We start from the raw sequence: 13,938 nt of genomic DNA, 5'->3' as shown, positions 1-13,938 counted from the left end.
TGGGCCACAGTTTTCCGCATGTCCGATTCAGTTGTCGTAAGGAGCGTTCTGAAGGATTGGTGAGAATCCTTAGCCGTTCCCGACATCCCACGCCTTGGGCCCCGCCTTGGTGTTCGACGGTCCTGCGGCTAGCCTGGCGCTCCAAACTGACACGCGGGAGCTTGGACCGTCCAGGCTGAGAGTGCGCGGAACGACCGTACGCCATGCAGGAGCTGGCCGTGCGGCGAGGGAGCGCAGACCGCTCGAACCTGTCCGGGTAATGCCGGCGTAGGGAGCTTCGGCCATGACGGCTGCTTCGCCTTCCCCTGTCCAAGACGTCTCCGCGAGAGCCGAGGCGCCCCTGGTCCTCGACACGGCGCCGCCGCGCACGCTGGACTTCCGGGCGCTGTTCTCGCTCTGGGCCAACCTCGGCGTCAGCCTGATCGGCTTCACCAGCGCCGCCACCGTGATCGGCGTCAAGGGCGCCGAGCTCTCGCTGGCCGCCGCGGTCACCGCCACGGTGGCCGGCACCGCGATCGGCACCTCGATGCTGGGCGTCGCCGCCCTGATCGGTGCCCGCACCGGCGCCCCCGCGATGGCCCTGCTCCGCGGCCTGTTCGGCACCAAGCTGTCGTACGTGCCGACGGTGCTGAACATCGCGCAGTGCATCGGCTGGGGCGTGTACGAGCTGCTGGTGATCGCGATGGGCGCCCAGGAGGTGACGGGCACCCAGGGCTGGCAGTGGCTGTTCGTGCTGCTGGCCGGGGTGCTGACCACGGTGCTGACCATCTGGCCGCTGGGCTCGATCGCGGTGCTGCGCAAGTACGTCACCATCGCGGTGGGCGTCGCGATGGTGTACTTCACCGTCCAGCTGGTCCGCCAGGGCGTGCCGAACCCCGGTGCGGGCAACTGGACCGGCTTCCTGACCGCGACCGACGCGATCATCGCGGTCTCGATCTCCTTCGTGCCGCTGGCCGCCGACTACACCCGGCACGCCCGCAGCTCCTCCTCCGCCTACTGGGCCACCTTCTCCGGCTACTCGCTGGCGCAGGTCTGGTGCTACCTGCTCGGCGTGGTGGCACTGCTGCAGTCCGACGGAGACGCGACCCGGATCTTCTCCTCCTTCACCGGCGTCGCGGCCGGCTGGGCCTTCCTGCTGGTGCTGGTGATCCGGGAGACCGACCAGTCCTTCGCCAACGTCTACTCCACCGCGATGTCGGTGCAGAACCTGCTGCCGAAGGTGGACCGCCGCCTGCTGACCGGCGGGATCGGCGCGCTGGTGACGGTGCTGGCGCTGAACACCGAGGAGTTCACCGCCTCCTACTACGGTTTCCTCGGCCTGATCGGCGCGGTCTTCGTGCCGATGTTCGCGGTGCTGGCGGCCGACTACTTCCTGGGCACCGGCCGGCGCGGCTGGAACCTGGACGAGGACGCGCCGGCCCGCCCGCTGATGCTGCTGCCGTGGGCGCTCGGCTTCGTCACCTACCAGTTCATCGCGCCGACCGCGATCGACGGCTGGCAGGGCTTCTGGCAGGACCTGCAGTCCTCGGTCGGCTTCACCCCGCAGGCCTGGACCTCGGCCTCGCTGTTCGCCTTCCTGGTGGCCGGCCTGGCCACCCTCGCGGTCCAGCCCCGCAAGTAACCGGAGCCGCACCGCCGCCACGGGGACTTCACCCGGAGTTTCCCGTGGCGGCGGCCGACGGCCACCGGCCGCCTCGTAGGGTGGTCCGCGTGGACACCCGGGACCAGGCCTTGACCTCGACGAACACCCCTGATCGCGCGGCGGTCCGGGTGATCGCCCACCGCGGCTCCTCCGCGGCCCGCGCCGAGCACACCCTCGCCGCGTACCGGCTGGCGATCGAGGAGGGCGCGGACGGCCTGGAGTGCGACGTCCGGCTGACTGCCGACGGGAAGCTGGTCTGCGTCCACGACCGCACCGTGCACCGCACCTCCGACGGCCGGGGCGCGGTCTCCGCCCTGACGCTGGCTCAGCTGGAGGCGATGGACTTCGGCTCCTGGAAGCACCCCGAGGCCCCCGAGCCCAGCCCGGTGCTCACCCTGGAGCAGCTGCTGGAGCTGGCGGTGGACGCCGGCCGCCGGATCGAGCTGGCCATCGAGACCAAGCACCCGACCCGGTACGCCGGGCGGACCGAGGCCGAACTGCTCCGCCAGCTGGCCCGCTTCGGCCTGCTGCCGGACAGCCCGGAGGAGTCCACCGTCCGGATCATGAGCTTCTCGGAGCTCTCGCTGCACCGGGTCCGCCGGGCCGCCCCCTCGGTGCCCACCGTCTACCTGCTGGAGCGCCGCCTGCCGCTGATCGGCCGCACCCGGGTGCTGCCCGGCGGGGCCCGGATCGCCGGCCCCGGGATCGAGCTGGTGCGGGCCAACCCCGGGCTGGTGCCGGCGCTGCGCCGGGCCGGGCACCGGGTGCACGTGTGGACCGTGGACGAGCCGGCCGATGTCGAGCTCTGCCTGGAACTGGGCGTCGAGGCCATCATCACCAACCGTCCGCGCGCGGTTCTGAGTCAACTCGGCCGATAAGTACGTCAAGTCGGCCGGTATTCGCCCGCGCGGGGTTGTGAACGGGCGTGAACTGCGGCGCAAAGCACCTGGAGTGTCCAATTCCGGTCGTTTTCACGACGTTCCGTGAGCAGCCAATCACCATGTGCCCACCGCGAGTTACGAAGGCCGTTAATGTCGCGCCGCGATCGGTGAACGCCCGTTTCCGACGCATTACCAAGGGGCATCCATCCCTCGGCGAATGCTGAAGGAGGTCCGGGGGTGGCGTTGATGGTGGCACACGAGGTGCCGACTTCATCGACCATGGCGGTGCCGCACGGGCCCGCCGGAGTCGGAGCGGCACGACGCCGGTTGCGCAGCGATCTGGGTGACCGTTCGGTCGACGAGACGGTGATCGACGACGCGGTCCTGATCCTGTCCGAACTGCTCAGCAATTCCTGTCGCTACGCCCGCCCGCTGGGCCGGCTGGCCGACCTCAAGGACGACGCGCCGGGCGGCTACCCGGCCCCGGTCCTGGTCGGGGCGGGGTGCGGCGAGGACGGCGAACCCGAAGGGGTGACGGTCCGTTGGCGGCTGCCCGGGGACGGCTCGCTCACCCTGGAGGTCACCGACGGCGGCGCGGCCACCCGGCCGCTCCCGGCCCGGCCCTCGCTCACCGCACGCGGCGGGCGCGGCCTGGCCATCGTCGGGCGGCTGGCCGTCGACTGGGGGGTGCGGGACGCCCCGGGGCAGGTGACGGTCTGGGCCGCGCTGGCCCTCCACCCCGACCGCGGGGCACGCACCGCCTGACCACCGCGGCGCGCACCGCCCGCCCCCGCCCGACACCTCGCCCGACACCCCGTCCGGGCCCTGCGGCGCGACACGGACGCGGCACCCGCCGAAAGCTCAGTAGGCTTCCGGGGCAAGCCAATCGCCGTACCGGGAGCCGCACCATGGCCAAGAAGGCCGCGAAGAAGTCGCCGCAGCGCCGTCCGTCCACCACCCTGACCTCGGGCGAGATCCCGGTGGTGGGAGCCCGTGAGGACTGCCCCTGCGGCTCGGGCCGCCGGTACAAGGCCTGCCACGGCCGGGAGGCCGCACACGCCGTCCAGGAGCTGGTGCACCGCCCGTTCGAGGGCCTGCCCGGCGAGGCCGACTGGGTCGCGCTGCGCGAGCTGGTGCCCGCCGCCACCGTGCCGCTGACCCTGGCCAAGGGCGTGGCCGACACCGCCAACGGCCCGGTCCCGTCCGTCACCCTGGCCACCGTGCTGCCGCTGGCCTGGCCCGCGCTGCGCCGCCAGGACGGCTCGATCCTGCTCGGCCTGCAGACCCAGTCCTCCTCCGGCGACCTGAGCCGTGACCTGGCGGACGCCCTGGAGCTGGCCCTGGCCACCGAGCCGGGCACCCCGGTGCCGGCCCGCCGGACCGTGCCCGGCGGCCGCCGCCTGCAGGAACTGCTGGACCTGGAGGCCGAGTTCACCCCCGAGGTGTTCACCGGCTTCGAGTTCTGGCTGGAGGACGCCGAGGCCGCCGAGGGCGAGGTGGCCGCCTCCCTGGAGCGGGCCAACGCCTCGGCCATCCCGACCGAGAAGATCTCCAGCGTGGCGTCCTCGTACTGGTGCGCCGCGGCCGACAAGAACCACCTGCGCTGGGTGATGACGGTGCCGGAGGAGCAGCTGCTGGACGCGCTGGCCCGGCTGGACGCGGCCGGCGAGTCCTCGCTGGGCGAGGAGACCCGCCTGGTCGGCTCGTTCCGCGCGCACGGCCTGACGGTGCCGGTCTGGGACCTGCCGCAGTCGATGACCGCCGCCGACTGCGAGGCGCCCGCCGCCGCGTTCGCCGAGCGGCTGGCCGGCGCGCTGGCCGCGGAGGCCCCGCTGACCGCGGAGGAGCGCAAGGCCCGCGCCAACCTGGTGAACCGTCAGGTGACGCTCAACTGAGGCCCCCGACGGGTGGAGTGACTCCGGTCACATTCGCCGCCCGGAGGAAGAAACCCCAGGTGACGGAGTCCTCGGACAAATTGGCGCGGACGAGGATCTTTGTTACCATTTAAACAGTCCGGTCGCTGGTGCATCCCCCGTCGCCAGCGGCCGGATTCACTGTTTCCCGAGGGAAGTTGAGGCGGCGTCAGCCGAACTCGCCGCGATCAGCGCGCCGAGCAGGCCTCCCACCTCGGGCAGCCAGGGACGCTCCCCGACCGGCGGCCGGACCCAGCGCACCGAGCCGGACCCGGCCCCGGTCCGCGAGGGCGGCAGCACCAGGTACCCGTCCGGCCCGTGGTAGCGCATCACCCCCGGCACGCACGGCTGTTCGGCCAGCAGCTCGCCCAGCTCGGCCAGCGAGTACGGCGCGACCAGCAGCAGGTACCGCCCCTGCCCCGCCAGCACCGGGCCGACCGGCAGGCCCATCAGGTCGAACCAGGCCAGTGCCCGCGCCCCCGCCCCGGCCGGAACGCTCACCGCGCTCACCGTCCGCCCGGTCGCCAGCAGCACCGGGGCGTCCGGGCTGCGCCGCTCCCACCACCAATTCACCATCCGGGCATCGGTGGTGGCCGCCGCCAGCGGCGGATCGTGCGGGTGCGCGCCGGGCGAGTGGCAGTCCTGGTCCGCAGCGGAGCAGGCCCCGGGCCGCCCCGGCAGCGGGGACGCGCCCGGCAGCACCGGCCAGCCCCGGGCGGCGGCCTCCAGTGCGGCCCCGCGCAGCGCGGCCCTGACCCGGCGCCGGCTGCCCGGCCAGCGCAGCCAGACCCGGGCGCCGGCGGGACCGCGTACTCCGGCAGTGCCCCGTCGGGGACGTGACCATGGCATCGGCGCTCGTTCCTTTCCGCTTCCGCGGCCGCTTCCTGGACCGCTGGGCCGGACAGGCTCTAGGGACAGGCCGGGGCGGGGCCTGGGCCGGTGTGGCCCGGAACGAGAATCCCGCATACGACCGGACGGACGCTCCTCGGGAGGCTCCGGTTCCACCGTACGGGTGAGTGACGCCCGGCCCGGGTGGACCGCGGACGGCGGAACCCTACGATCACCGACGGCACCTGACGGACCGTCGGCCGCAGCAGCCCGGTCCGGATCACCCCCGGCACCCGTCCGGGAGCCGCGTCCGGGCAGGTGGGAGCGGCCGAGAACCAGCCATCCGGCCTTGTCCCGATTCTGGACATGCCCCTTTCGGCCTGTGTACAAGTGGTGGATTGATGCCGAGTAGTGACATGGCAATCCTTTTGGGCGGTCCTGAGGGTCCTGCGTGACACGTACCAATGTGTGGGGAGTTGGGGCATGACCGACGCCAAGCCACCGGCAGCGGCGACCACCGCCGTGCTGCCGGACCTCGGCTTCCTGGCCACCAGCGGAACGGCCGACCTGCAGGACCGTTTGGCCGGACAGCTGTCCGATCTCACGGTGCTCCAGGAGCACACCGAGCTGCTCACCCGGGCGCGCGGCCTGGCCGGCACCCTGGCCGCCGTCCTGGCCTCCGGGGCCGCCCTGCTCGGCGCCCGGCGCGGCCTGATCACCACCACCGCCCGGGGCGCCGGGCGGCCGGTCGGCCTCGGCCTGGACCGGGCCGAGCTCGGCGCGCTGGAGACCGTCCCGGCCGAACACGGCCCGTTCGCCGGGCTGTTGAGCCACCCCGGCGAGCCCGGGCAGCTGCTGATCACCGACCTGGCCGAGGACCCGGCGGCCGGGCCGCGGTTCCGCGAGGTGGCCGGGCAGCTGGGCCTGGGCGCCTGCTTCGCCCTTCCGCTGGCCACCCCGGAGGACGGCCCGCTGGGCGCGGCCGCCTGGTTCTACGACGAACCGGCCGAGCCCGACCCGGGCCGCCGCCTGCTGGCCCGCCGGTACTGCGAGTTCGCCGCCCAGCTGCTGGCCCGTCAGCTGGACCAGGAACGCGCCGAGCAGCAGGCCGAAGCGCTCCGCCGGGGCCTGCTGCCGGACCGCCTGCCGGTCGGCGCCGGCCTGCGGATGGCCGCCCGCCACCTGCCCGCCGCGCTGGACCGCTCGGCCGGCAGCGACTGGTACGACGCCATCCCGCTGCCCGACGGCACCTTCGGCCTGACCGTCGGCAGCGTGGCCGGCGACGGCCTGGGCGCCGGCCCCGGCTCGGCGCCCGGCGCGGCCGCCGCGATGGGCCGGGTCCGGGCCGCGCTGCGGGCCTACGCGGTGCTGGAGGGCGAGGACCCGGTCTCCGTCCTCGGCGACCTGGAACTGCTGCTCAAGACCACCGAACCGGCCCGCACCGCCACCGCGCTCTACGCCTGGGTGCAGCCCGAGGAGCGCCGGATCACCCTGGCCGGGGCCGGGCACTGCCCGCCGGTGCTGGTGACCCGTCAGGGCGCCGAGTTCGTGGAGACCTCGCTCTCCGCCCCGCTCGGCATGCTCAGCTGCTGGGAGGCGCCCGGCGTGGAGATCGAGGCCGCGCCCGGCGACGTGCTGGTGCTCTACACCGAGGGCCTGGCCCGCCGCTGCGGCCCCACCCTGCACGCCGGGCAGAACGCGCTGCGCCGGGCCGCCGCCGACGCCCCCCGGGAGGTGCGGGCCGATCCGGACCGGCTCTGCGCCCACCTGCTGGCCGTCGCCGGGGCGGACGGCGGCACCGACGACCTGGTGCTGCTGGCGGCCCGCTTCGACTGATCCGCTCCCCGGACGGCTGACGGAGTACCGGACCTCCTGACGGTGCCCGCTCAGCCGTTCGGTGGCGATACGTACCATGGGGGCCGACGGCCGCCCCACGTGCGTCGCGATCCGACGCGCCCAGGGCGGGACCACATCGCAAGGAGGCGACGTAGTGACCGAGGACCGCAGCCCGGCGGCAGCCGAGAACCCCGAGGGTGCCGCAGGCGAGGACGCCGAGGAGCAGCCGATCAAGGGCCGTAAGAACGGCCTCTACGGCGACATCTCCGACGAGCTGGCGGCCTCGATGAAGTCCGGCTGGGCCGACACCGAGCTGCGCGGCCTGCAGCCCGTCGCCCAGGCCCCGTACGCGGCCGCCCGCCGCGCCGCGCTCTCCGCCGAGTACCCCGGCGAGCGCCTGGTCGTCCCGGCCGGCAACCTGCGCACCCGCGCCAACGACACCGAGTACTCCTTCCGCGCCGCCAGCGAGTACGTCCACCTGACGGGCGACCAGACCGAGGACGCGATCCTGGTCGGCGAGCCGCGCGAGGGCGGCGGCCACGACTTCCACCTCTACCTGCTGCCCCGGTCGAACCGCGAGAACGGCGAGTTCTGGCTGGACGGCAACGGCGAGCTCTGGGTCGGCCGACGCAACAGCCTGACCGAGGCCGAGCAGCTGCTCGGCCTGCCCTGCCGCGACGTCCGCAAGGCCGTCGAGGAGCTCCAGGCCGCCCCGGCCGCCCCGACCCGGCTGGTCCGCAAGTACGACGCCGCCCTGGAGGCCGGGCTGGCGGAGGTGCTGGACGAGGAGAAGGACGAGGAGCTCAAGACCTTCCTCAGCGGCCTGCGCCTGGTCAAGGACGAGTGGGAGATCACCCAGCTCCGCGCCGCCTGCGACTCCACCGTCAACGGCTTCACCGACGTGGTCCGCGAGCTCGGCCAGGCCGTCGCCACCTCCGAGCGCTGGATCGAGGGCACCTTCTGGCGCCGCGCCCGGGTCGAGGGCAACGACATCGGCTACGGCTCCATCTGCGCCGCCGGCCCGCACGCCACCACCCTGCACTGGGTCCGCAACGACGGCGACGTCCGCCCCGGCGAGCTGCTGCTGCTGGACGCCGGCGTGGAGACCCACACCCTCTACACCGCCGACGTCACCCGCACCCTGCCGATCAACGGCACCTTCACCCCACTCCAGCGGAAGATCTACGACGCCGTCTACGACGCCCAGGAGGCGGGCATCGCCGCGGTGAAGCCGGGCGGCCGGTTCCGCGACTTCCACGACGCCGCCCAGCGCGTGCTGGCCGAGCGCCTGCTGGCCTGGGGCCTGCTCGACGCCTCCGTCTACGACGTCGAGAAGGTCCTGGAGCTGGGCCTCCAGCGCCGCTGGACCCTGCACGGCACCGGCCACATGCTCGGCCTCGACGTGCACGACTGCGCCCAGGCCCGCCGCGAGGACTACGTCGACGCCGACCTCGTCCCCGGCATGTGCCTGACCGTCGAGCCCGGCCTCTACTTCCAGCAGGACGACCTCACCGTCCCCGAGGAGTACCGCGGCATCGGCGTCCGCATCGAGGACGACATCCTGGTCACCGCCGAGGGCAACGAGAACCTCTCGGCCGGCCTCCCCCGCCAGGCCGACGAGGTCGAGGCCTGGATGGCCCGCCTCACCGGCTGACGCCAGGTCAGCACCCGCGGCGGGGGGGGGGGGGGGGGGGGGGGGGGGGGGGGGGGGGGGGGGGGGGGGCGGGGGGGGGGGGGGGGGGGGGGGGGGGGGAGGAGAGGGGGCGGGGGGGGGGGAGGCCGCCCCCCCCGGGGGGGGCGCCGCCCCCCCCCCCCCCCCCCCCCCCCCCCCCCCCCCCCCCGCCCGGCGCCCCCCCCCCGCGGGGCGCGGCCCCCCCCCCCCCCCCGCCGCGGTTCAGCGCTTGGCCATGCTCACGATGTCCTCGACCTTGCCGACCGGCGTGAACTGCCCTGCCGCCGTGGGGAGATAGGCCTCTCCGACCATCTTGAAGCCGCCGAGCTGCCCGACGTTGGTGAGCTTCAGCCGGTAGGTGATGGTCCGGCTCTTGCCCGGCGCGAGCGGGAAGGCCGCGTCCTGCCCCGACATGGCGTAGTCCATGCCTCCCCCGATCCGGAGCATCGGCAGCTGCTTCCACTGGGTGCCGTCCTTGCGCTCCAGCGTGCCGACGGGCTGCTTGGCCACCGCCGCCGCGTCCACGGGGTCGGCCCCCTCCTTGCCGGCCACCACCGGCTCGATCGTGGCGTAGGTGGTGGAACTGACGTTGCTCCAGGTGACCGGGAAGGCCACCATCCGCACGTCTCCCTCCTGGGTCACGGTCGACGTGCCGAAGGTGACCTTCACGTCCGTGCCGTGTCCCGGGTCCTTGCGTCCGCTCAGGTCGAGGCCTGCCACGATCGCCTCCAGGTCCTCCTGGTACTCCGCCGGAAGGCCGTTGGCGTTGACCACCACCTGCTCCTTGTGGAAGCTCCACCCCTGGGCGGTGAACCGCTTGGTGGTGTCGCAGGCCACCTGCCAGCGGACCTTGTTCGCGTAACGGCTGCCGATCTTCACCACCGAGCGCTCCGGGGTCCCGATGAGCCCGTAACCGTTCCCGGGAAGCGCCTTCGGGTTGTCCGCCAGGAAGCAGTTCGGCTGGTTGAACCAGCCACCGTCGGAGTCGAGGAATCCCTCACTCGGCCAGTACTGCTCCTCGCCCGGCTCCCAAGCCGTGATCATCACGCCGTTCGGCAGGCACTGAGCCGTGGCCGGTGTGCCGGGCGTGCGCAGACAGAGCCTGATCTTGTCGCGGTCGTCGACCGTCCAGCCGGCCGGGACCTCGACCTTGACCTTGCGGAATTCCGCGGTGGTCGTGGCCGGCGGCGCCTCGGTCTCGGTCGCCGGGGCCGACGCCGATCCACTCGGGGAGAGTTCGGCGCTCGGGGACGCGGTGGGCGTCGGGGACGGGGACGGGGAGGGGGACTCGGAGGCGGTGACGGCGGGGGCCACGTCCTGGGCGACGGGGTGGCCGCCGGTGTTGAGGAGGCCGATGGCGAGGCTGGCGGCCAGGCCGAACATGGCGATGGTGGTGACCACGTGGAAGGGGCGGATCCGGCGCATGCGCCGGATGGGCCGGGCGGCGGGGCGCAGGTTCTGGGCCGTCACCTGCTCGGCGCGGGCGGCCAGGGCCGCCCGGAGCAGTTGCTCGGTCGGCGACTCGAGCCGGTCGGTATCGCTCGGCTTCTCACTCATCGGGCCTTCTCCAGTTGCTTCTCCAGGGCGTCCAGGGCCCGGCTTGCGGTGGACTTCACTGCGCCCCGGGAGAGTCCCAGGGTCTCGGCGATCTGGGCCTCGGAGAAGTCGGACCAGTACCGCAGCACCAGCACCTCACGCTGACGCGGGGTCAACTCCTTCAGGGCCACCAGTACCCGGCGGTGCTCGTCGTTGAGGACGGCCTGCTCCTCCGCCGAGGCGGCGTCGGCCTCGTGCGGCGGCACGTAGTCGCGGGCGGTCCTGCGGCGGCGCAGCACGGACCGGGCGCCGTTCACCACGGAGGTGCGCAGGTAGCCGAGCGCGTTCTCCAGGTCGTCGAGGTTCTCGCCGTGGCGCTGGTACAGCGCGGTGAAGGCGTCCTGCACCACGTCCTCGGCCAGGTCCTGACGGTCCACCAGCAGGATCGCCATCCGCACCAGGCCGAGCCGGTGGGCGTGGTAGAGCTCGGTGAGCGTCGGCCGCTCGCCGCCAGTGCCGCCCGCACGGACGACCCTGAGGTTGGTACTCGTCTCGGCGGAGGAGTACGGCTCGGCGGCCTCCGCCCCGAACAGCAGCTTCCGGAACCCCCTGAGCACACCCGCGCCGGAGAACCCCCGGGCGGGTGCGATCGCTATGGACATGCTTGCTCTTCCGTTCCCCCCGCGGCACGGCCCGCTCGGCGGGCGGCGCAACGGCAAATGTCTGTTCGGATGGCTGTTGACCTGCGCGATTGTGCCCGGCTCAGAACGTGACGGGCGCACTGGGGTGCCGGTCGCCGACGGCGCCGGCGGCGTAGTCGAGGTCCCGGGCACGGCCGGTGCCGATCCGGAAGGTGTGGTCGTGCTGCGCGCCGGCGGCGAGCGGCCCGGCCAGGGAGGTGGTGTCGACCTCGACCCAGCCGCAGTTCTCGCGGACCGGCAGCTCGCGCCAGCCGTTGCCGTCCTCGACCTGGGCGACGACGTACTCGGGGCGCAGCCCGCCGACCGAGTCCTTCTTCTCCACCATCCGCAGGGTGGGGGCGGCCTTCGCCATCGTGGCGCCGGTCCGGTTGGCGCCCCGGAGGGTGAAGACCTTCTCACCGGACCGGGTGGAGGTCCCGCCGGTCAGCGCGGCGGTGGGGCGGTGCGCGTCGACCACCTGGACCTGCTGCACGACGGACTTGCCGAGCCGGCCGAAGGTGCTGTCGGCGGTGGTGCCGTCGAACGCCTGGGCCTCCAGGTTCAGCCGGCCGGTGCCGTTCCCGGCCGTCGGCTGGAAGCGGTACTCGACGGTGCGGCTCTCGCCCGGGTTCAGCCCGAACTGGCCGGCCCTGCCGTTCAGGGCGTGGTCCATGCCGGTGCCCTGGGAGAGGCCGGTCTTGATCCAGTCGTTCTGGTTCTTGCGCTCCAGGGTGCCCCGCACCACCTGCACCATCGGCATGATCTCGGTGCAGGGGTCGCCCTCGTGGCCCTGGGCCGAGACCACCGGCATCACGTTGGTGACGCGCTTGCCGGTGTTGTTCGTCCAGACCACCTGGAAGGCGACCTTGGCCCCGCCGACCTGGGCGCGGGTGTCCTCGCCGATGCCGGCGAAGGTGGCGACCACGCCGGTGTCCTTGACCGCGACGGGCTGCACGAGGGCGGGCTTCGCGGCGGCGGGCTGCGGCGGCGCGGCGGTGGTCGGTGCGGCGGCGGCCGGGGCGGCGGGCTGCGCGGTGGAGCAGCCCGCCAGGCCGAGCGAGGTCAGGGCGGCGAGCGAGATGGTGATGTTCTTCGCGAAACGCCGGAAAACGGGCGTTTTCATGGTGCAGGTCCCCCCGGGCGGTGTGATGCTTCGTCAATTGGCGAGAGCCGCCGGGCTGGGCCGTCTCCCGGCTCCCCTTGCTCTCACCCTGATAGACGTGCATCCCCCCAGGGGGTTGCAGGTGACTTCAAAACTTTTTTCCGCGGCACATCACCGCAGGTCAGAAGGGGTCAGCAGACCAGGCCGAGGTCGTTCGGGGTGGCGGTCTTCGGGTCGATCGGCCGCCGGCCCTCGGTCGGCCAGCCCTCGCGGACCCAGTACTCCAGGCCGCCGATCATCTCCTTGACCTCGCGGCCGAGCGCGGCCAGCTTCATCGCGGCCTTGGTCGACCCGTTGCAGGCGGGGCCCCAGCAGTAGACCACCAGCAGCCCGGCCGGGAGTTCGGCCACCCGCTCGGCGGTGATCTCGGCGATCGGCAGGCTGATCGCACCGGGCAGGTGGGCCTTGCGGTGGGCGCCCTCGGCGCGGACGTCCAGCACGGTGAAGTCCTGCTTGCCGTCCCGCATCGCGTACCAGACGTCGGCCGGGTCGGCCTGGCAGCCGAGGCGCTCGGCGTGGAAGGCGAAGGCCCGCTCGGGGGAGACGGTGGCGCCGAGCGAACCGTGGTAGGTCGCGGTGGTGGTGGCAGTGGTCATCTCTGGGCTCCCGGTGGGCTGTTGTGCGCTCTTTCCGACGTGACGATCTTCCGATCCGGACACCCGCCCCCGACAGTGGCGCCCACGACTACACTCGCCAAGATCCCGCCAACCCCGCACCGCCGCGCCAGGAGCACCGATGGCCGACCAGCCCGCCGCACCCCACGCCGCCGCCCGCCCCGTCCAGGTCACCATCGGCCCCCGCCCCGAGCCGGTGCACACCGTCGCGGTGTACGCCTTCGACGGCATGGCCCCGTTCGAACTCGGCGTGGTGGTCGAGGTGTTCGGCCTGGCCAGGCCGGAGCTGGCCGGGCTGCTGGCCGCGCCCTGGTACGGGCTGAAGATCTGCGCCGACCGGCCCGGGCAGCTGCTCGGCGCGGTCGGCGGCTTCTCCCTGATGGCCCATCACGGGCTGGACGAGCTGGCCGCCGCCGACACCGTGATGGTGGTCGGGGTGCCCAACGCCTTCAGCGGCGAGGTCTCCCCCGGGCTGGTCGCCGCGCTGCGCACCGCGCACGAGCGCGGGGCCCGGATCGTCTCGATCTGCTCCGGCGCCTTCGCGCTGGCCGCCGCCGGGCTGCTGGACGGCCAGGAGGCCACCACCCACTGGCGGTACGCCGAGCTGCTCCAGCAGCGCCACCCCGCGGTGAAGGTCAACCCCGACGTGCTCTACGTGGACAACGGCCCGGTGCTCACCAGCGCGGGCAGCGCGGCCGGCATCGACCTCTGCCTGCACCTGGTGCGCAGCGACCACGGCGCCAAGGTGGCCAACACGGTGGCCCGCCGCTTCGTGGTGCCGCCCCACCGGGACGGCGGGCAGGCCCAGTTCATCGAGGCCACGGTGCTCCCGGTGGAGGAGGAGGACGACGGCATCGCCCGTTCCATGCAGTGGGCGCTGGACCACCTGGCCACCCCGCTGACCATCACCCGGCTGGCCCGGGCCGCCCGGATGTCCGACCGCTCCTACCTCCGCCACTTCACCGCCCGCAACGGCACCAGCCCGATGCGCTGGGTGATCACCCAGCGCATCGCCGCCAGCCTGTCGCTGCTGGAGTCCCCGGAGGGGACGGTGGAGGAGATCGCCGCGGCCGTCGGCTTCGAGTCCGCCGCGACCTTCCGGCACCACTTCGGCCGCACCATGCGGACCTCCCCCACCGCCTACCGCCGGGCCTTCGGCCGGGGCGTCGCCTGA

The 13,938-nt window shown here is 73.5% G+C and carries 12 protein-coding genes and 1 riboswitch; of the genes, 7 read left to right on the top strand and 5 right to left on the bottom strand.

Annotated elements, in window-relative coordinates:
* Positions 1 to 143: 143 nt before the first annotated feature.
* Positions 144 to 291: riboswitch (TPP riboswitch) on the top strand.
* From ACIA8O_RS11185 to ACIA8O_RS11170, 4 genes are all read left to right on the top strand, one after another.
* Positions 284 to 1,621 carry a purine-cytosine permease family protein gene (locus ACIA8O_RS11185; RefSeq protein WP_396293392.1) on the top strand — a complete coding sequence of 446 codons (1,338 nt, stop codon included), beginning with the start codon at positions 284 to 286 and terminating at the stop codon, positions 1,619 to 1,621. Its footprint overlaps the riboswitch before it by 8 nt.
* A gap of 89 nt (positions 1,622 to 1,710) precedes the next feature.
* Positions 1,711 to 2,520 (top strand): glycerophosphodiester phosphodiesterase, encoded by an 810-nt coding sequence (locus tag ACIA8O_RS11180; RefSeq protein WP_396293390.1) that lies wholly within the window; start codon positions 1,711 to 1,713, stop codon positions 2,518 to 2,520.
* 249 nt (positions 2,521 to 2,769) lie between these two features.
* A complete protein-coding gene (locus tag ACIA8O_RS11175; protein ID WP_396293599.1) occupies positions 2,770 to 3,288 on the top strand; it encodes an ATP-binding protein in 519 nt (172 codons plus the stop codon).
* Between the two features lie 143 nt (positions 3,289 to 3,431).
* On the top strand, positions 3,432 to 4,418 hold the full coding sequence (locus ACIA8O_RS11170) for a DUF5926 family protein (RefSeq protein WP_396293389.1): 987 nt from the start codon (positions 3,432 to 3,434) through the stop codon (positions 4,416 to 4,418).
* Positions 4,419 to 4,574: 156 nt separating this feature from the next.
* On the opposite strand, the gene ACIA8O_RS11165 is transcribed toward ACIA8O_RS11170, so the two are convergent.
* Positions 4,575 to 5,285 (bottom strand): bifunctional DNA primase/polymerase, encoded by a 711-nt coding sequence (locus tag ACIA8O_RS11165; RefSeq protein ID WP_396293388.1) that lies wholly within the window; start codon positions 5,283 to 5,285, stop codon positions 4,575 to 4,577.
* A 462-nt stretch (positions 5,286 to 5,747) separates the two neighbouring features.
* Between ACIA8O_RS11165 and ACIA8O_RS11160 the strand changes: the two genes are divergently transcribed.
* Complete coding sequence (locus ACIA8O_RS11160; RefSeq protein WP_396293387.1) at positions 5,748 to 7,100, top strand: PP2C family protein-serine/threonine phosphatase; 1,353 nt, start codon at positions 5,748 to 5,750, stop codon at positions 7,098 to 7,100.
* Between the two features lie 154 nt (positions 7,101 to 7,254).
* Complete coding sequence (locus tag ACIA8O_RS11155; RefSeq protein ID WP_396293386.1) at positions 7,255 to 8,754, top strand: aminopeptidase P family protein; 1,500 nt, start codon at positions 7,255 to 7,257, stop codon at positions 8,752 to 8,754.
* A gap of 240 nt (positions 8,755 to 8,994) precedes the next feature.
* Here ACIA8O_RS11155 and ACIA8O_RS11150 read toward each other — a convergent pair whose 3' ends face one another.
* From ACIA8O_RS11150 to ACIA8O_RS11135, 4 genes are all read right to left on the bottom strand, one after another.
* Positions 8,995 to 10,329: a hypothetical protein gene (locus tag ACIA8O_RS11150; protein ID WP_396293385.1), complete on the bottom strand. Its 1,335-nt coding sequence runs from the start codon at positions 10,327 to 10,329 to the stop codon at positions 8,995 to 8,997.
* Complete coding sequence (locus ACIA8O_RS11145; protein ID WP_396293384.1) at positions 10,326 to 10,970, bottom strand: RNA polymerase sigma factor; 645 nt, start codon at positions 10,968 to 10,970, stop codon at positions 10,326 to 10,328. The genes ACIA8O_RS11150 and ACIA8O_RS11145 overlap by 4 nt, the downstream gene beginning before the upstream one ends.
* Positions 10,971 to 11,070: 100 nt before the next feature.
* Positions 11,071 to 12,111 (bottom strand): hypothetical protein, encoded by a 1,041-nt coding sequence (locus ACIA8O_RS11140; RefSeq protein ID WP_396293383.1) that lies wholly within the window; start codon positions 12,109 to 12,111, stop codon positions 11,071 to 11,073.
* Positions 12,112 to 12,281: 170 nt separating this feature from the next.
* Positions 12,282 to 12,746 carry a rhodanese-like domain-containing protein gene (locus ACIA8O_RS11135; protein WP_396293382.1) on the bottom strand — a complete coding sequence of 155 codons (465 nt, stop codon included), beginning with the start codon at positions 12,744 to 12,746 and terminating at the stop codon, positions 12,282 to 12,284.
* 139 nt (positions 12,747 to 12,885) lie between these two features.
* On the opposite strand from ACIA8O_RS11135, the gene ACIA8O_RS11130 reads away from it, so the two are divergent.
* The gene (locus ACIA8O_RS11130) at positions 12,886 to 13,938 is read left to right on the top strand and encodes a helix-turn-helix domain-containing protein (protein WP_396293381.1); all 1,053 of its coding nucleotides are present in this window, start codon (positions 12,886 to 12,888) and stop codon (positions 13,936 to 13,938) included.

It is taken from the genome of Kitasatospora sp. NPDC051853 (genome assembly GCF_044452665.1).
Classification (GTDB): Bacteria; Actinomycetota; Actinomycetes; order Streptomycetales; family Streptomycetaceae; genus Kitasatospora.
Note: the sequence above shows the minus strand (reverse complement) of the source record. Positions and strands in the feature narration are given on the sequence as shown.

Coding starts and splice junctions, on each gene's coding strand:
- ACIA8O_RS11140 (WP_396293383.1), bottom strand. CDS start 12,111: ATGAAAACGCCCGTTTTCCGGCGTTTCGCGAAGAACATCACCATCTCG.
- ACIA8O_RS11130 (WP_396293381.1), top strand. CDS start 12,886: ATGGCCGACCAGCCCGCCGCACCCCACGCCGCCGCCCGCCCCGTCCAG.
- ACIA8O_RS11185 (WP_396293392.1), top strand. CDS start 284: ATGACGGCTGCTTCGCCTTCCCCTGTCCAAGACGTCTCCGCGAGAGCC.
- ACIA8O_RS11150 (WP_396293385.1), bottom strand. CDS start 10,329: ATGAGTGAGAAGCCGAGCGATACCGACCGGCTCGAGTCGCCGACCGAG.
- ACIA8O_RS11145 (WP_396293384.1), bottom strand. CDS start 10,970: ATGTCCATAGCGATCGCACCCGCCCGGGGGTTCTCCGGCGCGGGTGTG.
- ACIA8O_RS11170 (WP_396293389.1), top strand. CDS start 3,432: ATGGCCAAGAAGGCCGCGAAGAAGTCGCCGCAGCGCCGTCCGTCCACC.
- ACIA8O_RS11135 (WP_396293382.1), bottom strand. CDS start 12,746: ATGACCACTGCCACCACCACCGCGACCTACCACGGTTCGCTCGGCGCC.
- ACIA8O_RS11165 (WP_396293388.1), bottom strand. CDS start 5,285: ATGCCATGGTCACGTCCCCGACGGGGCACTGCCGGAGTACGCGGTCCC.
- ACIA8O_RS11160 (WP_396293387.1), top strand. CDS start 5,748: ATGACCGACGCCAAGCCACCGGCAGCGGCGACCACCGCCGTGCTGCCG.
- ACIA8O_RS11175 (WP_396293599.1), top strand. CDS start 2,770: ATGGTGGCACACGAGGTGCCGACTTCATCGACCATGGCGGTGCCGCAC.